The organism is Chryseobacterium sp. BLS98 (assembly GCF_001045445.1).
In the GTDB taxonomy this organism is placed as follows: domain Bacteria; phylum Bacteroidota; class Bacteroidia; order Flavobacteriales; family Weeksellaceae; genus Chryseobacterium.
This window is the reverse complement of the sequence record NZ_LFNF01000003.1, coordinates 530,206-550,727: the sequence shown is the minus strand read 5'-3', so window position 1 is coordinate 550,727 and position 20,522 is coordinate 530,206. Positions and strand designations below refer to the sequence as shown.

Below are 20,522 nucleotides of genomic sequence, written 5' to 3'. Positions count from 1 at the left end.
TTTACCAAAATTAAACCAACCTCAAAAGAAAATGAAGTTGAAATTTTTAGGAACCGGTACTTCCCAAGGTGTACCCGTTATAGGCTGTACTTGCGAAGTATGTACCTCCGAAAACCCCAAAGACAAACGCTTCCGCTCCTCCGTAATGATTACTACAGAGGAAAGCAGGAAAATACTAATCGACTGTGGGCCGGATTTCAGGGAACAGATGCTTCTTAATCACGAACATAACGTAGATATTGCTCTTCTCACCCACGAACACAATGACCATGTGATCGGGCTTGACGATATGCGCCCGCTGATCTTTAAAAGCGGAAAAGACATGCCCATTTATTGCTATCAAAGGGTTGGTCATGAGATCAAAAAACGCTTTCCCTATGCTTTCACCGATGTAAGATATCCGGGAGCGCCTGCTTTCGAACTTCATGAAATTGAAAACAAGCCGTTCCAGGTTTTGGATACGGAAATTACACCTGTTGAAGTGATTCATTATAAAATTACAGTCTTTGGATATAAGTTTAAAAATCTGGCTTATATTACCGATGCCAATTTCATTTCAGATACGGAAAAAGAAAAACTGAAGAATCTGGATGTGCTGATCTTAAACTGCATCCGGAAATTTGATCCGCATCCTGCCCATTTTGTTCTTCCGGATGTGATTGCCTTGTTTAAGGAACTTCAGCCTAAAAAATTATTTTTAACCCACATCAGCCATCATATGGGATTGCATGATATTGAAGATAAGGAGCTTCCGGAAGGAGTGCATCTGGCCTATGATGGTTTGGAAATAGAATTTTAAAATTTTTCCTTCAAAAAGCTTTTGAACATTAAAAAAAGTTTCTATATTTGCACACCAATTTAACACATGCCCAGGTGGCGGAATTGGTAGACGCGCTGGTCTCAAACACCAGTTCTTAGGAGTACCGGTTCGATCCCGGTCCTGGGTACAAAAAACCTCTGAAATCATTTGATTTTCAGAGGTTTTTGCTTTTTAGGGTGGTCAAAAGGGTGGCTAAAAATTTAACTCACTTCAATTACCCTCAATTTTATAATTACTCTTTTTTCCCTACTAATGAAAATACCGTGTTTTTACGGATTCGTTTTATAATTATTTTTTCGATTTTAGTCCTTAAAATTTTTTTTTATATAAAAAATCTACTTTACGGAAAACCGTAATGGATTTTAGAATATTTGAAATATTTTGGCACTTAATAAAAAACACAATATATATGTGGGCAGATAATGAAACATCAGAAGATTTACTAGGATTTAAAGTACATGCGGATTTATTAATTGATATAATAAATGACGAAACGGTTTTGCCAATCACAATAGGTGTTTTTGGCGATTGGGGTAGTGGAAAGTCTAGTATCCTTCAAATACTGAAAAATGAATTTGATAAGCCCGATAATGAAGATTCATTATGCATTTACTTCAATGGATGGACTTTTGAAGGATATGATGATGCCAAAGCAGCATTGCTTAATTCTATTTTAAAGGAATTAGAGGATAATAAAAAAATAACAGCCGAAATAAAAGAAAGTATAAAAGAGAAGGCAAAAAAGTTATGGAAATCTATTGATTGGATGCGTGGAGCTGGAATGCTTCTAAAAAATATCGCACTACCTGCAGTATCCGCATATTTTACTGGAGGAATCAGTCTAGCACCATATGCAATACAAAAAATTTCTGAATGGGGTAATGATCCAAATGAAATAATAAAAAGATTACAATCTGAAGAGGGCAAAGAATTACTTCAATCTTTCATTAAGGAACAAAATGAAGAAAGTAAAACCAAAACAAATGCAGTTTCAGAATTCAGAAAAGACTTTGAAGATCTATTAGAATCAACAAACTTTAAAAGACTAATAGTAATCATTGATGATTTAGATAGATGTAGTCCTGAAAGAATTATTGAGAATTTAGAAGCTATTAAATTATTTTTAAACGTTCCTAAAACAGCTTTCATAGTTGGAGCTGATCCTAGAATTGTTAAGTATGCTATTGAAAATAAATATCGAAATAACAAAGAAATTGAAGAAGATAATAATAGGATTGTAATTGATTACCTAGAGAAGCTAATACAACTCCCTTACTCTTTACCCAGACTTTCTGAATCAGAAGTAGAAACATATATTTCTATGCTTATATGCAAAAAAGAGATCACTGCAGATAAATTTAAAATTATACATGATTCCTTTCATAAATATCGAGAAAAAAATAAATACTCTGCTTTTGGTCTTTCAAACTTTAAAGAGTTATTAGAAAACGATGATTTTGAAAAAATCAAATCAAATATAATTACAATTCCATCATTAGTACCTCTAATCACAAATAGCTTATATGGAAACCCTAGACAAATAAAACGTTTTCTAAATACATATACTATACGGAAACGTCTAGCTAAAGTTGCTTCTTTAGATAATTTTAATGATGCTATTCTTGCAAAATTAATGATACTCGAATATTCAGAACCGAAGCTTTTTAAAGAATTGTTTAATTGGCAAATTAATCAAGAAGGTAATCCTAAAGAAGTTATTGATATTGAAGCTCTGTGTAAAGATAAAAATGAGAATGATATTTTAGATGAATTAAAAAATTCTGATTATAAAGATTGGAGTAGACCAAAAGTAATAAAATGGCTAAAGGTCGAACCATTACTTACTGGAACTGATTTAAGAGATTATTATTGGATAGCAAGAGATAAATTAAATGACTCTATTAGTTCTTCAAGTCTCATACCACCAATTGTTAAAACATTATTTAATGATCTTTCACCGGAAAGTATGCCACTAGCTGTTACTAAACTTCTTTTAACAGATCAATTTATTCCACTCACAGCTATTGAAAAAGATCAATTTTTCAAATTATTGTCAGATAATCTAAAAAGAAATTCTACTCAGAAACGATTACATGATATTTTTAATATCATGATTGAAGAAAAAATAGAAAATGCTGGATATCAATACATTGAAGCTCTCAAGATGATAAGCATCAATAATATTGAACCAGCAGTTGCAACTAGACTTTCAAAATATAAAAATGATGCAGAGTTAGGTGAATTTTTACGTGAATATTTTAAAGATGGAAAATCTAAAGCAAGTAAAGCATTTAATATAAAATAACTATGGGAACATCAAAATCGTTTTCAGAAACTAGCCAATCAATGGTTCCTAATTGGAAACAATTAAGCTCTTCAATGACAAGGAATTGTGACGCCTCTACTCTACCTACTACCAAATTACAAAACATAATGAAAAATTTCGTAGAAGCTCTTGGTGGGTCAGCTATAGGAGGAAGAGGAAGATCTAAAGTAGCTGGAAGAAGTAGTATAAAGACAGCGAAAAAAATAGGGGGATTTTTCTCAGCCTTTTCAGGATCTGGAAACATTAGAGACACATTAACAGCAACCGGATTAACAGATATCGAAAACAAGACAGTTGGCGATATTATTAATCATCTTATTGAATACTGCTCTGGAAGCGCTACCACAATTGATGATAATGCTGCGAAAGAGGCAACAAGACTATTATTAGAAGAATTTATAGGAGAAGCAAATTCTATCGATGAAGTACAAGAATTATTATCAGAAACTTTGGAATCAAAATCTTTAGCAGAAATCATAGTAAAATATTTTAGCTATTACATAAACGAAGTATTATCAAGATGGTTTTATGAGAATTTAATAAAAAACAAAAATGAAAATGATTGCAATAATCTTTTTAACCAGATAAAAAGATTTATAGTAGAAAGGGTTTCTGTTGTTCATGAAAGAACTCCGCTAAATAATGTTGACTGGAGTACAGAGGAAGCAGATAGGCTAATAAAAAACATACAGCAAGATGTATTAAACGTATTTGAATAATTATGAGAGTTACAGTATTAATAAACGATTCCGAGTATAGAAAGTTTTCTGACATCAAACTCTGTTACACAAAATATGACGGAACTGAAAAACAGGTGTCACTTTTATTCAGTGATTATGAAAGAGTTTTCGATTATATCACAGACCATACTTCTATTAAATTTGATTTTTTCTTAATTTCAGCAATAATATATGGGGTTGATAATTTGTTAAGTAGAAATATTTACTCTAATGATGGCTGGACAAGGGATATCGAGGTTGAATTGCCTGTCAACAATCTACATAATTGGCAAGGTAACGAAGACCGACTAGTAGAAATTTTAAATTTTTTAACAGGAGATAATTGGACAGTAACATTTGTACAAAATACCCAAGAGAATTATTATTCTCCTCGTCCTTTGTCAAGAAGAAGCAAAAACCTTCCAATAAATTATAACAAAAATTTAATAAAATCAGTAAGTTTATTCTCAGGAGGTCTTGATTCACTTATAGGCATTATCAATGAGTTACAAATTTTAGAAGATGGGAAAAAAATATTGTTGGTTTCACATTTCGATAATAAATCAAAAGGGCCAAACAGTGATCAACTCAAACTTCTAACCCATTTAAATAGAGAATATCGCGACAAAATATACTGGGTACAGTCAAAATTAGCTCTTTCTAGAAAAGACAATGATGGAATTAAATTCAATGTAGAAAAAAACTACAGAAGTAGATCATTATTTTTTATTGGTTTAGGATGCTATCTATCACCTATTAATAAATTGATTATACCAGAAAATGGAACAATTTCAATCAATTATCCTTTAACACCTTCGAGGGTAAGTTCATTAAGTACCAGAACTACGCATCCTTTTATTTTGAAGAAGATTCAAGAGCTTCTAGATGTTATGGGAATAGATATGATAATTTCAAATCCTTATACCTTTAAAACCAAAGGAGAAATGATTTTAGAATGTTCTAATCAAATTTTTCTGAGAGAAATATATATGGATTCTGTCTCTTGTGGTAAAAGAGGTAGAAGACAACATCATCTTGATAATCCTGATGAGAATCATCATTGCGGACGATGTATGCCTTGTATTTATAGAAGAGCAGCATTAAATAAAGCAAATCTTGATGATGAGAGACAATATGGAAACTTTATTACTAAAGTTCTTTCACTAGGGAATAATGATTTACCAGCTCTTTTTAATTATTTAAAAAAAGATATTTCAGTAGAGAAAATGGAGAGAGATTTAATAGTTAATGGAAATATTGATAATTTGACTCTAAATAATTATGCACAAATGGTATTAAGATCTAAAGATGAAGTTTTAAGTTTATTCAGAGATAAAGGTAATACCTTTGTCAAAACAAAACTGAATCTTAGATGATTATTGACACGCATTGCCATATTGATTTATACCCCAATCCTGAAAAGATATTACAAGAATGTGTAAAAGCTAATTTAACAGTAATTTCTGTGACTAATTTACCTAGCCATTTTGAAATGGGTTATCCACATTTTAAATCACAAAAAAGAATTAGAATAGCTTTAGGAATGCACCCTTTATTTGCAAATCTACACGAAAAAGAATTTAAACTATTTCTAAAAAATATTTCTAAAACTTCTTACATTGGAGAAATAGGATTAGATTTCTCAAAAGAAGGTTATTCCACAAAAGAAATTCAAATAAAAACATTTACTAGAATTTTAGAAAATATTACGGATCAAAAAAAAATATTAAGTATACATTCTAGGAGAGCTGAAAAAGAAGTCATTGAACTGTTGGACAGATATAAAATAAAATCTGCAATATTTCATTGGTATTCCGGACCATTATATCTTATAGATAAAATAACTGAGTTAGGATACTACTTTTCTGTTAATATTGCAATGACTAAGTCAGAAAACGGGAGAAAAATAATACAAAGAATTCCGATGAATAAAATACTAACGGAAACAGATGGTCCATTTACAAAAAATAATGATGCTATTTCAAAGCCCATTGATGTAAAAAATTTATATCAATATCTTTCTAATGTTTGGGAAATCTCATCTTATGAAGTAGAAAAAGTAATTGAAAGAAATTTTAGTAATTTGGTAAGTAATATAAGATAAAAACCAAAAATTAATATGTAAGTGTAGTCAATCAAGCTATACATCAATTAAATGAGTAGAAAGAAGTTTAAATTCATACCAATGAATGATAAATTTTTAAAAAACAAGGAGTCTGAGAAGTGATAACTAAAAATTAAATTAATTTATTATTCTGGAAACTCTTTCCTTGCATTTGAAACCTTACGATAAATAGCTTATTAGCAATTAACTACAAGAGATATTTAGTAATATAAAATAGCATCTAAAAACTAATATTATGAATTTAAATTTAACTTGGACTAACTTTAATGATATTCAACAAAAAATCTTAACTGAATACTGCAAACTTTTAATTGATGAAGGATTTAGTAATAATGAAACAAATATTTTCACATTGTATAATCAAGATAATTCTTATGTAATCATTAATATTTTGAAAGATCACATTTTTGTCAATAAACAGAGATGGATAAATTCAAAATACTTAAATTCAAAGTATAATTTTATTGAACCTCAATTAAATGCGGCAAAAACAGGAGCTCGATTTAAAGAAATTATTGACAACCTTATTTTAGCTAAAGAAGCTGATGAAGACAAAAACATATCATATTTTGAAATTGTAAAAAATATGATAACTAAATTGAAGGAAGAGCATGAATTTGCAGATCTTTATGATTTCGATTGTCAAACTAATAGAATGAGAAAGTTGATAAAACATGAAGGATATAATAAAAATACCTTTATTTTCAATTTTAATAAATTAAATGTGATACTTATTTTTGAAGGAAATATGGAGCATAAATCAAGTTATCTTCCGATTGAATCTCTTTTAAGTAATACGGTTGAAGAAAATATAGAAATACTTATGTCTTTCAATGGTATGGATAATTTTATAGGAGTTAATGGATTTTTTTAAAAGGCAAATGATCAGAAAAAAAAATCTATAAAATGTCACTAATTAATTTTCAATTCGGAGAATTTGAAAGTAGTTCTCCTGGCTGGTTCGGTTGGCTATCACTTTTTTCTTCAATAGCTATAACATCTTTAAGTATCTGGTTTGCATATTATTTAGGTGAAAAAACATATAAAAGAGATAAAGATGATAAAGCCTCAGAAGAGGCAAGAAATATAAAATCTGAAAATGAATTGTTTACAAACAGTCTACTAGAATTACAAAATAGTGTTCAAATACAAATTGGTTTTTTAAAAGAATATATAGAAAACAAAGATTTCAGATTAAAAATCAATCCTACACTTCAAGTTAACTTTTTGAAGTTTATTAAAGTAAAAACCTTATATAATGAAAGATCTGATCAGGAAATAAGAACTTTAAATCACCTGCTAGCTAGTTTGTATTCTAATGATACAATTTTGGAAAATTTGAGATCAGAACTAAATAACTTTATCTCAAGATATAACATTCATGAGACAAAATTCAAAAATGGTTATAGACAAATTTTGTACACAAAATTTTTTAAATTTTCTAACTTGAGAGCCGTTAACTATAGAGAAAATGCTGGAAGAATAGAATGGGCTTATAATGCTGATGATATATTCATGCAAGAATATTTTATATTAACACAATCTGATATTGCAAATGATGACACATCAACAGCTAGTCATAATAAAATTGATGAAAATTTTTTATTACCTATAATTGAATTATCAAAGAATCATGTTCCAAGAGATGCTATTGCCATAGAGGTTCTTGATATAGCAAATGATGCACATTCCGCTTATCTAGATATGCAAGCTCTTACTCAGGCTCATTTTAATGTCATTAATAGTTATTTAACTACACTCGAAGATCTAAATGTGGAAATTCAGGAATTTTTAACGGCGTAAAAAATCTCAAGAAATAAAAAATTTTGAACAAAGAAGCAACGAATGACAAGCGTTTTGAAGAAACGAGAAGTCTGAGGAAGTGACGACTGAAAAATTTATATAATACAAAAGCTCCTAAATTAGGAGCTTTATTTAAGAGCAGTCCCTAAAAATGGTATATTCAAAATACACTTATGATATGACATCACATTTACTTTAGGATTTACCTGCTATATTTCTAATCCAATAATTTTTATAAATAAAATTGGCGGATAATTCGCTTCACAAATTTACTGATTGATAATGAAATAAAAAAATCACTCAACAATGAGTTTATATGAACTATTTTCAACTTTGATAAAATAAGTTCCTTTCGAAATATCATTTATTAATAACACATCACTATTTAAAAGTAAATTTTTCACTAATTTACCTTCAGCGTTGTATAACAAAATTCTCTCAATTTTTGATTTGAAGTGCAGGATTTCACCGCTTTTAACAGGATTTGGATAAAATGAGAAGTCATTAGTCTTACTAAATTCATTTGTTGATAATGTTTCTGTGTAGCAAGTCCAAGAAAGATCATCAATAGCAACTCTCTGTCCTGTATTAGGATTTACAAGTTTAACAGTAATATTTCCTGCTACATTTATATTATCAATTGTTGTTGTCACAACTTCGGAATTAAAAGGTATTGTCCCAACCTGGATATCATTAATTTGCAGAATTAGGTTTCCCGGATTTCCTGAAAATTTTAATTGTGTAGTGACAGTAAGACTTTTAATTCCTCCTGTAATAATAGAACTCGTAAGACTACCATTTCTGATAACAATTGCTTTACTATTAATTGTTTGATCGGTTCGGGAATCAGAAGCCGTCCATGTGATATTATTATTTACCCAGCTGTTTGTTTCAAAAGAACTGGAGCTTGTAGGAATATTTTCAAAATTTTCTGATCCGCAAGAAAAGAACATTTTAAAATTCTGATCAGTAATTTCCTGATTGATTGAATTGCAGTAAAGCACATTAGAACAAAGAAGTAATGCACTGGTAATTAGTAAATTGATTTTGTTTTTCATTTTAAAAAAATTTTTAATTAATACGTTAAAGAGTTTGTTTGGAGACATAAAAATCCAGACTCTGGATATTTCCAAAATTTTTATTATATCTGTTTATGTAATGTGAATGAATTAAGTAGCTTGACAGCTTCAAGTATTAAACCCCATATTTATACTATTGTATAACTATAAAGATTTAGGTTTTTCGATTGGATAGTATTTTTCTTCGTATTTTTTCACTAAAATTGAAAGCATTTCTAATTCGTTTGACTCTTTTGAGTCTGCTTTAATATTCTTCTGCAACAGCACATATATTCTTTCAATATATTCTTCGTACTGTTTTTCAGTTTTAATTGGCTTTACCATGTCCACTCAGATTTATCAAAATCATTTTCAAAATCATCAAAAAGTCATCTTCTTCATCAGGCAATAATTTTAAGAATTCCTTTTCTTCCCTTTCTTTTTCATTTCTTGAATTATAGACAGCTTGTAAACGAACCCAAAAAATAGGACTGCCTCCAAAGGCTTTTGAAATACTTATTGCTATAATATTCGTAATTGATGCTTTACCATTAATAATATCAGAAAGAATTGCTTTTGTAATGCCTAAAAGCTTTGATGCCTCTTCAATATTCAGATTATTTGGTTCAATAATTAAATCCTTTAGTATTTCTCCAGGATGCGTATTGTGCTTAATTACACGAACTAGAGGTTTCATTTAGATCGATTTTATGTTGTTAACTTATTTTTTTGTTTGCTTCAAATCTCTTTTTAAACTTTATTCGTTTTTTCACGATTATCGAAACATAATTTACTTTATAAACATTTAAAAGGTTATTGTCGTTTGCACAAGCTTCTTGACCTTTAGTTATTTTAGCAATTGAATCATCTATCAATTTCTCAATATTCTCATATTCGTAAAAAGGAATTCTCAAGATATTTATCCTATTTTTCAAAGCGTATCTATTTTTAATCCAGTCGCATTTTATAGTTTTTTTAAAGCTTTTAAATCCTTTAAAATAGTCAACCGGATAATAATGCTGATGTCCATCAAACTCAATTATTAAATTCAGTTTTGGGATAAAAAAATCACATTTTAGTTCCTTTTCATTTTTCATCCCAGGGAATTTTTTTTGCTTTTTAAAAGTCAATTTTAGAAAGTTTAAATATTTTATGACTCTACTTTCACCAATCGTATCATTTGGATAACAAACTTTACACTTTACTGATGAAACGTACTTTTCTCTTTCCCATTCGGAACAACCACAATTTTTGCAAATTAATTCATAGAAAATAATACTTTTATCATTTCGATCTATAGAACCGAAGAATGAAAAAGAGCTGTTCTTTTCTATTAAAATATTATTTATTTTTTCAATAAGATTTTCTCCAGCTTTCTTTTTGTATTCTCTCGTTTTAGCGCACTCCGGACAAATATTATTTTTTCCTATTGAAACTGCTGTTTGTGGATAAGGTTTTTTATGATGACCAAACAAATTACATTTCACCAGAACCATACTGTTTTTGTCATTATGAAGATGATCTTCATATCTGATTACAATTTGCTTGTCCCGGATAACAGAATTCTTAGAACTTATTATTCTAGTGTTTAGTTCTGAAACAGGAATACGGTTGTTCCCACTTTGAATGATAGAAAGACACTCTGGACATTTTTTAGAACGTCTCAATATTACTGCATCTTTTATATCCTGCTCAAAAGGTTCACAATCATGCTCATTACATTTAAGTAAAGCCCACTTTTTAAATTGATCACCTGAAGGCTTATAGTAAACATCAACTGGAGTATAAAAGTGTTGATTTTCAAGATGTAAAACTTTCAAGTTTTCAAGAGAATTTTTACAAATATTGATTTGTTTTTCGGTCATTGTGAATGTATTTTCCATATTAAAAATTTTTATAAAATTATTTCTTTAAATAAATTTTTTAATTTTTGTCAAAAAAGATTTCAATTATTTTCTGTAGTTCCAAATAAAGCCTTGTCAAGTTCTTTATAATCTACTTTCGGCTTTTCTGCTGTTGTTTTAACTGAATCTTTTGTTATTGCAATTGAGATCAAAAAGATCATTACAATTAATAGGGTTACAATGCCCCAAACTGAAATTTTGGTCTGTAGTATTTTCATAACTTTTTTTGTTTTTATATTTATTTAATTATTGTTTGATTTATAGAATCCTGCTTGAAAACTTAAATTTTCTTTCATTCTCTTCAAGCTCAGCTGATGAATTAGTTTCTTCATCTTCAATTATATTGATTCCGCTAAATTCTTCAGAACTATTATCGGGAGCAGGATTCATTTGTCTGGATCGGTCTTGCTTACTTTCATTCTTATTAATTTCGCCCTTGAAAAGAGAAATAATTTCATTGACTTCATCCCGAACTTTTTCATAATAATCAGTAATGACGAAATCAGGCTGATTTTTAAACTGACTGTCTATCTGATACGATAATTGTTTTCTTTTAACAGGTAAAAATTTCTCATGAATATAAGCTTCAGAACTTTCGGCAACTCTTCCAATGAATTCACCAACAGGAAGCTCCATAAAAACTGAATTTCTGAAAACGTCTCTTTCCTGTACAGATCGGCTTTGACCGACATTTCTTTTAAATGGATTTAGAAAATGACGTGAAGTATTATTACTTTCAAAATATTGATCTTTCTTACCAAACTGTTTACTGAGAATATCTGCAGTATGACTACTGGAAACCTGACCGTAGAAATGATTCAGACAACTCGCAAATAACACATCTGCTTTTTCTTTCGTGTAACCATCTGTAAGTTGTGAAAGATCCTGACAGAAAAACATACTTGCTATTTTATTACTTCTTCCCGTATTTGGAAGAGTTTGGATATCGTTAATAAAAACAGTTGGAAATTCATCCAGTAGTACAAAAGAATGATGTTTACGAGGTTGATTCAATTGTTTTGCAGCAACTGAGATAACCAAACTACACAAAGGAGCTAAAGTAGTCGCAATGGAAGGATTATTGCCTACTGTTAAAACAATCGGATTATCCGGATTGTTAATATTCAAATCAAAATCCTCTCCTCCGAAAATATACATGAATTCCGGAGTATTAATTTGTGCTACTGCACCTTGTAATGATCCAACTACTCCCGCTAATTGTGAATTTGCTTCGCTCTCTAAAGCTGTAGCAAGTGACAATATCATTGCCTTGGTTTCGGAATTTGAAGATAGTAAAGCAATTAAATCAGTGTGATTTGTAGCAATCAATGCTAGAGTATGCGGAAGATCACAATATTTAGGATATTCTTTCTTCAGAAACCAAATACACGCTGTCAGAAGATCCGTTGCAGAACGTGACCAAAAATCCTCTTTTTTAATAGATTCTTTCATCAAATTTTTAGTGATGGCAGAAGCATATTCCCTTGCATACGCTGAATGAGGTAAATATTTTGGATTTAATGGATTACATCTGTGGCTTTTAAGTGAATCATTAAAATTCAAAACATAATGCTTAATACCCGAATCTGAATAAAAAAGTTCTATGTCATTTGCAAGTGCTGGATATTTAAAATCATAACAGATACCTGAAAACTGTTTTTGTGCTAACTCTCGTATAAAGGGAACTGCAAAACTTTCAGACTTCCCTGCTCCGGGACCGCCTATTACTAAAATTCCACGGAAAGGATTAGGAATTTGAACGGTTCTTTTTTTGGTTTGCAGAGTTAATCCCTGGAATTTTTTCTTTGAATCTTTCAATAATGAAAAGCCTGTAAATTGTTTATTAATAAACCCAAAAGGATAAAAAATCAGTTTTTTATAAAAATTGAAAGGCGTTTTCACTGGCGGAATTAAAGATTTTACAATCCAGAATTGAATCAGAATGTATAAAAGTTCTGCATATCCGAAACAAATTCCCACAACTAAAAATTTTAATTTTGTCAGGAAACTTGCTTCAGGAGATACAACTACTGAAAATCCGTACTGAGATATATTGTACAAGAATGAATTAATACCTATAATCTTCACTCCTAACATATACAATAAAAATAAAGACATTGCGACAATGATAAATTTTATCATTAAAATTGGATCTTTTTCCATTTTTATTATTTTTTATAGGCTTAAGCCCTGGCTATTTTTTTTACTTTGTTCGACAGTTTTTTTAATTTCATATTGCTTTGCAGATTCCTGCTTGATTGCTGTTTCTATTACTCTTTTTCTTTCTTCGATTGTACCGTTTTTAATCGCATTACAATATTCAAAAGATTGTTTATAGTTTCTTTGAAAGGCAAATTTCTTATCAAAAGCTTCTTCGGATTTTTGAATGAAATTTTTACGGTCAAAACCTCCTTTAACCTGTCCTTTTGTTGTGTTTTTATGGTTCGTCATTGGAGAAAGCTTCATTCTTTTATCTAAAGATTTTCTGCTAACAACTATATGAACATGCATATCAATATTGTTTTTCATGTTTCTTTCGTGATGAATTTTAGCGTAGTACATGATATCTTTAGCCTGTAATCCTTTGCCAAAATTTTCCGCATACCTCTGCATTACTTCGTTTCTAACATAATCTTTCAGAGCATCACTTCTTTCTTGGGAGGTTTTGCCAATTTGTTGTAATTCTTTTTCTGAAGGACTCACAGTGATGACAAAGAATTTTGCATCTTCTTTTGTCAGCTTCTGTTTATTGTTGTCAAGGGATTCAATAACTTCCGCTGAAGGAACTCTATCCTGATCATGAGAAAAAAAGTCTTCAACACGTTTCCCCTCCTTCATTCTTTCCAGGTCTTCATGTTCTAAATAATTAACCAGGTTTGATGAACTTCCGGAATTTGAATATTTACCACTTTCGCCACCCTGAATTTTAATGTTCATTGTGATTGCTTTGATTTAATAATTTCAAAGAATTTTTTGTTTCCATAGCAAAAGAATTAAACCCTCTGATGAACTCATTAAAATGTTCAATTTTCAGAATTTTTGAAAGATCATTTTTAATTCTTTCCTCACTCGAGACGATTGCTTCAAAACTTGGACGTATAGTTTCTTTCTCTTGAGTTTTTATAAAAGCAATAATCTGATCTATTCTTTTTATTACTTTTTCAAGTTCAGCTTTTGGAGATTCATGTTTAACTGGATCGAGTCCTGTTCTATCAAAAAAATCTAATGAAACTGTAATAAATTCTTTCTTCGAAATTCCTTTTTTTCTTACAAAGTTCTCCAATCTTTTCAGGTCTTGTTGAGAAATAGCAATTGTTGTATTTGGCTTTTTAGTAGGCTCCATTATATTGATTTATATGTAATAATTTCGATGAATAAAGCTCTTCAAGAGATTTATATATCCTTGATATATAGTTTCAAAAAGATTAAATATTCTAATTTATTGACGGTCAGTCATTTCCCCGAAGGGGCAAGAGGAAACAGTGGCTCTGCCCAGTTTCGTCTTGCTGGATAAATCCACCCTTATCAGCCACGAGAAACTCATTAAAATCTTTGTAATCTTTATATATAAAACTACAATCTACTGCGTTGGAAAAAGAAGATAATAGTTCATCTTTTGTCTTTTTTCCGGCAGAATCATTGTCGAGAAAAAGTAATATTTCCGAATAGTTTTGAAGATAATTTTTGGCTCTGTTTAACATCGAAATCGAGTTTAGGGTTATAATATCTTCTTTCAATTTTTCTTGAAATTCGATATAAGAAAGTGCATCAAAAAAGCCTTCAAAAACAACAATTTTATTGCTGTCATTTTTAATTATAGAAATATCTTTTTTCAAAAGTGAACCTTTGTAAAATGAATTTCTAAGTTCCCATCCTCCAGATAAATTTTCGAATCCAACAGCATACAATTTCTTATTATTGATTGTAAATTTTATCTCTTTTAAAAATTTGAATGATCGTTGAGTAAGACCTCTTTCAAATAAATATTTTTTAAGGTTCCAATTCTGAATTTCCGCAACATCTGTAATGTTGTAATTTGGCTTATCAATTTCCGTCTGCTGATGAAAAGAAGAAAAACTTTTCTCGGATGCCCAGGATAGAATTTCATTGATTGAATAATTAAAATATTTCTTTAAAAAATCGATGTTATTTCCGCCAACACCTTCAGAGTGTAAATACCAAATGTTTTGGCGCTTATCGAGCTTAAAAGATGCTTCAGTTTCCATTCCGAAAGGATTGAGAAACCAAGCTTCTTTTTCATTTTGTTTTTTTGGAAGGTGTCCAAGTGAAAGGAGGACTTCTTCCAATTGTACCGAATTGACTTGTTTACAGTTCATTTTTTTTTATTTTGATTAGCAAAAATTCCTTTTAATAAAAAAGAAAACTTTTAAATACTTTTAATATATATTTTAGTAATTCCCGCAAACCCTTTGCAGGTGGTCGTTTGAGTTAAAAATGACAGGAGTGCAATACCGCAATTGAGAGGAGCGCAATACCGCAAAAACAAGAGTGCAATACCGCAAAAACATCAATTATGTCCGAGCGCAATACCGCAAACAATTGGTGAATTCACCAAGATTTTTCCTAATTGCTGCTTTTCAACTAAAAATTTGATGTTGAAAAGAGCGCAATACCGCAAACCTGACGGTAAAAACTGAAATTTTAACATTTTCTTAACTTCAGAGAGTGCAATACCGCAATTGGAGAGAGCGCAATACCGCAAACACAGGAGTGCAATACCGCAAACTAAATTATATGATGACTGGATATGCTTCCGGAAATCTTTTTCCGGTTTCTGATTCCCGGTAAACTTCAATAAGAAATTCTTGCAATTTCTGAAGGAAATAAATCCCTTTAATATTGGTAGAAGTTTTTCCTCTAATCCTATTTTCTTTAATAAATCTTTTGTAAGCTTCTTCAATCTGAAGCCTTATTTTTAAAATATTAGAATAACTATACAAAAATCTGGTTAAGTCAGTATTTTCTAAACAATACCGCTGTCTAAAATATCTTATTCTTCGATTTATAAGTCTAACATCATTAGCCTTCTCTGTTAAAAGCCTTTCTTCAATATTCTTATTTAAATACGGGATAATTGAAATTGCATCATGTTCATATTTATAATTGAATGATAGATGATTTAATTTATTGAGGTTTAATCTGATTGGCTTCAAAAACTTAATGCAGAAATCATTTGAACTCTTATAATTAAGATTAAACTTCTGATTAAAAGTCGAAAGTTTCAGAGTCGTACCGTTTTCAGGAATCTTCGATAACCATATTGCAAACAAAACGTGTTTGTTATTTCTGATTTTATAAACCAATTCATACATTACATGATTATATTCTGTTAAGACAATCAGTTTTTTAAGCCAAAAACTACTTATTAAAAATGAAGTGTAACCTCTTTCTTCATAGGTAGGCAAAGAGATCAGTCCTCCAAAGGTTTTAATATCCTTACCTGCTATATTTTTTGATGTGTACCAACCCATTCTGAACTTTGTAAGATATTCGTATGCTTCAACGATCTGTTTATTCGATCTTTTTTCAGAAATCTTTTTATTTCTAATTTTCATTGAGATAAACACATTATTTTCAGTTTCAAATTCTTCATCAAAAAGAGTGAGTTGTCTCACCTGTTTTTCAGGCATAAACTGATCATTTCTCAGAATTGATATTATATTAAAAATGATTCTTAATGCATTTATGGGTATATCCGTTGCTTTATTATCCTGAAACAAAAAATCATCGGCAAATTGATTACCTATCCTTATAAACTCAGCCTTCTCAATGTCATCATAGCTTTTCTTAACAATTTTTCTACTTTGATCGGAAACCATATGTGTCATTTTTAATTTCTCCTTAACGCTTTAAAAATCTTTTGAAAAATTGAAATTGTTTTTGAAAATAATTTCTCTAACGTTTCAATAAAATTTTCTCTGTAATACTTGTCTACGAAATTTTCCTGCACCAGAATGTTACAAGCTAATCTCCGAAGATGGTGTCTTGACAGTTCCGGATTTCTTTGAATAGAATTCAAAAATTCTTTCCTGACTGTATTATTAGGTAAAGAATCTAGCTGTTTAATCAGTTTGTGTAATTCGTTCATTACAATTCTGACTATTTACGATTCCTTCTACCATATTCCAGAAGCTCTTTTTTCGAATAGTAAAATCTCCCGCTGAAATTATAATAAGGGAGATTCTTATTTTTTCTCCAGTCAATAATCGTAGGAATAGAAACGTGTAGAAACTTTGAAGCTTCTGTCTGAGAAATTAGATCTTCAGGTTGACTTTCTTCATTTTTTGAAGGAACTATAAAATTCTGTGCTTTATTGAGAATAATCTCAACTGCTTTTTCTAAATCACCCTTAGAATGTGAATAAAGTTGTATCGACATTTTAATAAACTTTTATTGGTTTTTCTAATGCCAAAGTTCAATTTTAAAAAGACAAAAAAATAAATTCCGCTAAAAAACGGAATTTAAAAATATTATAAAATAATGATTATCAGTTAAATAATTTCAAATCATAGAATTTTTATCGGATTAATGAGTTAAGCTCGTTTTGTACATTTCTGTCTAATTTAAATCTATCCATTCTATGCGCTCTATCTATAGAAGTATTTTTATCTTCTTCAGGTTTATTGGCAAAATGTGTTAATAAGTACTGTAAGTCAGAAATATTGTAATCAAACTCAATGCTTTTATAATTTCCAAAAAAACGCATAATATATTTTATATTTTCAACAGTTAGTTCATTGGTTGTTGGAAATACTGTAATTGATTCATCAGTAATAAACTTAAATAGATCTTTAAAATCTTTTTTCAGTTGTTTGTTACCGTTCAAGCATTTGTCAATAAAACCATCAAACAAAATAATAGTCTTTTTAAGATCGATATTCACTTTAAGTAAATTTTTGTATTTACTACTGTTGAGCATATTTTTAATGTCATTTTTTAAAAGGTTTTCTTCGTCAACTTCATCAATGTGAGTAAGTAGTTCCTTATAACCATAAACACTGTGGAAAATATTGATATCATCATGAAAATAATATTTTTTATTATAGTCTTTTACAAATTCCAACTCAGGTAATTCAAAATCTATCGAAACAATAAAAAAAGTAATATAGTATTGAGGATCATATTTACTCAGTTTTCGTGGTAAAAAAAACCTGTCTAAATGTTTTAGTAGTTCATCATTTTCATCTGCATAACGTAATGCACGAAATCTAAAATTAAAGTAGTTATAACACTTAATATAGTTATATTTTGTTCTCGAAGTGATTTCTTCGAAGACCAAATGAATTTTATTATTAATAATTTGAAAATTATCAATAATTTTATTTTTATCGGAAAAATTGAATTTCTCCGAAATAACATTCATATGGCTCTCTAATTCTTTAGTGCCTTTGAATAAAAAAGGATAAAGATTAATTACATCTAAGTCATTAAAAGCAATATCATAGTTTAAAAATTCTGCTTTTCCGTAATAAGAATGATCTTGATATCGTTCCATTACTAGTCTCATTATTTTATTAATTTCTATATTAAAAAATATATCAATAATACATATAACACTATCATTATTCGTAAGTTTGTATTCGATATTAACATCTTCAGGAAAAGAATTATCTGGAGGGATGATTCTACCATACTCACCATATACCGGATCAAATATTGAACAGTTTCCTGTCATATAACCATTCGTTTCTATCATAAATAATAATCCCATCACTGATAATAGATGATCCGAATGTTTATTAATAGTTTCATGGTTCCTATTTATAAATTTTTCATGCTCTTTGAATAAAAAGAAAAATTTTTCTGAAGGACCTAAATATGAAATTTCTTCATATTTTTCTAAAATTGAATATGTCCGTGAATCCTTTTCTAAATAAGTCCTTAAAATATTAACAGATTCAGGTGTAATATATTTTAATATTGTTAAGTCGTCTATTTCCATGCCTTATCCATTTGATCATCTGTAAAAGCTTCAGTAACTTTCATGTATTTATCTAAAACTGCATCTTTCTTAATATTCGCTATTTTTTTAATTGCTTTTGGCTCCATACCTAAGAGAAGAGAATTTGTGATAAATGTTTTCCTGGCTGTATGGCTTGTAATAAATTTACATTTTGGCTTTGTCAAAGATTTTTTTTGATTGCCTACAAACCAATGTATTGTGAAAGGCTGCGTTATCTCTGCTTCCTCACAACATTCTTTTATATAATCATTGAATTTTTGAGATGAAATATGAGGTAATGGCTCATAAATAGTACCTTTATACTTATTCAAAATCTCTTTTGCGTATTTATTTAGCTTAATAGCATGATTTTGAGTTTTAGTTTTTTGGATTGATAAGATAATATGTTCTTCAGAAATATTTGCCAGGTGAAGCTTTGAAAGATCGGAAAATCTTAATCCAGTAAAGCATCCCATACAATAAAAATCTCTTACATGACTTAATCTCTCACTGTCAAATTCTTTATTATAAAGAATCATCAGCTCTTCAAAAGTTAGATAAACAATATCGATATCATGTTCTGAAGCTTTGAAATCTTCGAATTTGCGATTTTCGTTATAGCCTTTTTTAATACTCCATCTAAGCATTGTTTTAATTACAGCAATAATTTTAGCGAAGTAGTTATTTTTAATCTCCTTTTCAAAAAAACAATACTTCGATAATTCTTCAAAAAAATAATCGTCAACACTATCAAATTCAATTTTGAAATTCTTGTCATTTTGAAATTCTTCAAGGAAGTTTTTAACCGTATTTTGAGCTTTTGTTGTATTGTAAGCTTTTGAAAGTTTACCACTTTCAATAAATTCTTTAAAACAATCAAAGAAGTCAAAATGAGCGGTTTTAATTTCCTCTTCACTATCATATTTCTTCAGGAATAGTTCTTTGGAGAACTCGAGCTTATTTGCCCGGAAAAAGAAAAAGATATCATTGATTTTCTCTTCAGCTTTCTGAAGTTTATCATTCAAAAATTGATAATTATTACTTGGTTCTTTTTTAGCGTTCGGTTTAACTCTGGAACCACTCCAATATTTTTCCAGTACTGAAACGCCTACATTTTTTCTTATTCTTTCTCCTTCAGCTCTAACAACAAACTGGACAGGTATTAATCCATTTGCATTAATTTTCTCTTTTCTTAATTCAAAACTTACTTTCATTTAAATTAAACCTAAATTAAATAAATTAAAGGGTGGCTAAAAAGGTGGTTTATTTTGAAATTAAGTGAATGAAAAATCAGACAAAATTATATTTCAAAATTCTACACTATTCAAATATACTGATATTTAGATAGTTTAAGAACATTAAAATTAACTAAAAATATACGGTAGTTCGGTCCTGGGTACACAAGCTAAATGGCGCCAACTAAAGACAGTGGGTGCCATTTATTTTTTGGTAACAATATATTATAATATACCTTAGATTTGGTTGCATGATTTCGGTTTTAACTTTAATCTTCGTAATCACAGTATTCTTATCCAACTTCCTTAAAAATACATCACCTAAAAAACAAAACTTATTAATGACAAATTGATTATTAACCCATATAATTTCAGCACTTAAAACAGATAAAAAATAAATAGAAAAAAATGTTGATTATTAATCAATTAAAGAAAGCTGTTTAGTTTGGTAATCAACACTTTGATATATTTAATTAAAGTATAGTCTTTACAAATTTGTCTCAGATTTTTCTACATATTGAATAAATAGGAAGCAACTGGCAACCGATAACTCTATAGTTGACAGTTAT

20 protein-coding genes and 1 tRNA gene are annotated in these 20,522 nt (G+C 29.4%); 8 read left to right on the top strand and 13 right to left on the bottom strand.

Features of this window, described 5'->3' with window-relative positions:
- The first annotated feature begins 31 nt into the window (after window positions 1-31).
- The 8 genes from ACM40_RS13750 to ACM40_RS13715 all read left to right on the top strand — a co-directional run bounded on the left by ACM40_RS13750 (window position 32) and on the right by ACM40_RS13715 (window position 7,793).
- Complete coding sequence (locus ACM40_RS13750; protein WP_048503330.1) at window positions 32-799, top strand: MBL fold metallo-hydrolase; 768 nt, start codon at window positions 32-34, stop codon at window positions 797-799.
- Window positions 800-867: 68 nt separating this feature from the next.
- Window positions 868-947 (top strand) — tRNA-Leu (locus ACM40_RS13745).
- A 228-nt stretch (window positions 948-1,175) separates the two neighbouring features.
- A complete protein-coding gene (locus ACM40_RS13740) occupies window positions 1,176-3,125 on the top strand; it encodes a P-loop NTPase fold protein (RefSeq protein WP_053077117.1) in 1,950 nt (649 codons plus the stop codon).
- 128 nt (window positions 3,126-3,253) lie between these two features.
- Entirely contained in the window at window positions 3,254-3,865 is a 612-nt protein-coding gene (locus ACM40_RS13735; RefSeq protein ID WP_048503329.1) for a hypothetical protein, read from the top strand.
- 2 nt (window positions 3,866-3,867) lie between these two features.
- Window positions 3,868-5,241: a Qat anti-phage system QueC-like protein QatC gene (gene qatC / locus ACM40_RS13730; RefSeq protein ID WP_048503328.1), complete on the top strand. Its 1,374-nt coding sequence runs from the start codon at window positions 3,868-3,870 to the stop codon at window positions 5,239-5,241.
- Window positions 5,238-5,969, top strand: coding sequence for a Qat anti-phage system TatD family nuclease QatD (gene qatD / locus ACM40_RS13725; protein ID WP_048503327.1), 732 nt, complete (start codon window positions 5,238-5,240; stop codon window positions 5,967-5,969). Before qatC ends, qatD begins: the two co-directional genes overlap by 4 nt.
- Before the next feature lie 256 nt (window positions 5,970-6,225).
- A complete protein-coding gene (locus ACM40_RS13720; protein WP_048503326.1) occupies window positions 6,226-6,864 on the top strand; it encodes a hypothetical protein in 639 nt (212 codons plus the stop codon).
- A 32-nt stretch (window positions 6,865-6,896) separates the two neighbouring features.
- Window positions 6,897-7,793 carry a hypothetical protein gene (locus ACM40_RS13715; protein ID WP_048503325.1) on the top strand — a complete coding sequence of 299 codons (897 nt, stop codon included), beginning with the start codon at window positions 6,897-6,899 and terminating at the stop codon, window positions 7,791-7,793.
- A gap of 296 nt (window positions 7,794-8,089) precedes the next feature.
- On the opposite strand, the gene ACM40_RS13710 is transcribed toward ACM40_RS13715, so the two are convergent.
- From ACM40_RS13710 to ACM40_RS13650, 13 genes are all read right to left on the bottom strand, one after another.
- Window positions 8,090-8,851 (bottom strand): T9SS type A sorting domain-containing protein, encoded by a 762-nt coding sequence (locus ACM40_RS13710; protein ID WP_165579309.1) that lies wholly within the window; start codon window positions 8,849-8,851, stop codon window positions 8,090-8,092.
- Window positions 8,852-9,016: 165 nt separating this feature from the next.
- Window positions 9,017-9,196, bottom strand: coding sequence for a hypothetical protein (locus ACM40_RS13705; protein ID WP_053077116.1), 180 nt, complete (start codon window positions 9,194-9,196; stop codon window positions 9,017-9,019).
- A complete protein-coding gene (locus ACM40_RS13700; RefSeq protein ID WP_053077115.1) occupies window positions 9,180-9,548 on the bottom strand; it encodes a HigA family addiction module antitoxin in 369 nt (122 codons plus the stop codon). Before ACM40_RS13700 ends, ACM40_RS13705 begins: the two co-directional genes overlap by 17 nt.
- Window positions 9,549-9,567: 19 nt before the next feature.
- Window positions 9,568-10,734: a hypothetical protein gene (locus ACM40_RS13695; RefSeq protein WP_048503323.1), complete on the bottom strand. Its 1,167-nt coding sequence runs from the start codon at window positions 10,732-10,734 to the stop codon at window positions 9,568-9,570.
- 62 nt (window positions 10,735-10,796) lie between these two features.
- The gene (locus tag ACM40_RS20600) at window positions 10,797-10,973 is read right to left on the bottom strand and encodes a hypothetical protein (RefSeq protein ID WP_165579308.1); all 177 of its coding nucleotides are present in this window, start codon (window positions 10,971-10,973) and stop codon (window positions 10,797-10,799) included.
- A 40-nt stretch (window positions 10,974-11,013) separates the two neighbouring features.
- Window positions 11,014-12,918 carry a type IV secretory system conjugative DNA transfer family protein gene (locus ACM40_RS13690; RefSeq protein ID WP_083996862.1) on the bottom strand — a complete coding sequence of 635 codons (1,905 nt, stop codon included), beginning with the start codon at window positions 12,916-12,918 and terminating at the stop codon, window positions 11,014-11,016.
- Window positions 12,919-12,930: 12 nt separating this feature from the next.
- Window positions 12,931-13,692, bottom strand: a complete 762-nt coding sequence (locus tag ACM40_RS13685; protein WP_053077114.1) for a DUF5712 family protein — start codon at window positions 13,690-13,692, stop codon at window positions 12,931-12,933.
- Entirely contained in the window at window positions 13,682-14,098 is a 417-nt protein-coding gene (locus ACM40_RS13680) for a BfmA/BtgA family mobilization protein (protein WP_048503321.1), read from the bottom strand. Before ACM40_RS13680 ends, ACM40_RS13685 begins: the two co-directional genes overlap by 11 nt.
- A gap of 106 nt (window positions 14,099-14,204) precedes the next feature.
- Window positions 14,205-15,092, bottom strand: coding sequence for a toprim domain-containing protein (locus tag ACM40_RS13675; RefSeq protein ID WP_048503320.1), 888 nt, complete (start codon window positions 15,090-15,092; stop codon window positions 14,205-14,207).
- Window positions 15,093-15,506: 414 nt separating this feature from the next.
- Window positions 15,507-16,595 (bottom strand): hypothetical protein, encoded by a 1,089-nt coding sequence (locus ACM40_RS13670; protein WP_083996885.1) that lies wholly within the window; start codon window positions 16,593-16,595, stop codon window positions 15,507-15,509.
- Between the two features lie 280 nt (window positions 16,596-16,875).
- Entirely contained in the window at window positions 16,876-17,154 is a 279-nt protein-coding gene (locus tag ACM40_RS13660) for a helix-turn-helix domain-containing protein (protein ID WP_048503317.1), read from the bottom strand.
- 139 nt (window positions 17,155-17,293) lie between these two features.
- Window positions 17,294-18,718, bottom strand: a complete 1,425-nt coding sequence (locus ACM40_RS13655) for a hypothetical protein (protein WP_048503316.1) — start codon at window positions 18,716-18,718, stop codon at window positions 17,294-17,296.
- The gene (locus ACM40_RS13650) at window positions 18,709-19,932 is read right to left on the bottom strand and encodes a site-specific integrase (protein WP_048503315.1); all 1,224 of its coding nucleotides are present in this window, start codon (window positions 19,930-19,932) and stop codon (window positions 18,709-18,711) included. Before ACM40_RS13650 ends, ACM40_RS13655 begins: the two co-directional genes overlap by 10 nt.
- Between the last annotated feature and the right edge of the window lie 590 nt (window positions 19,933-20,522).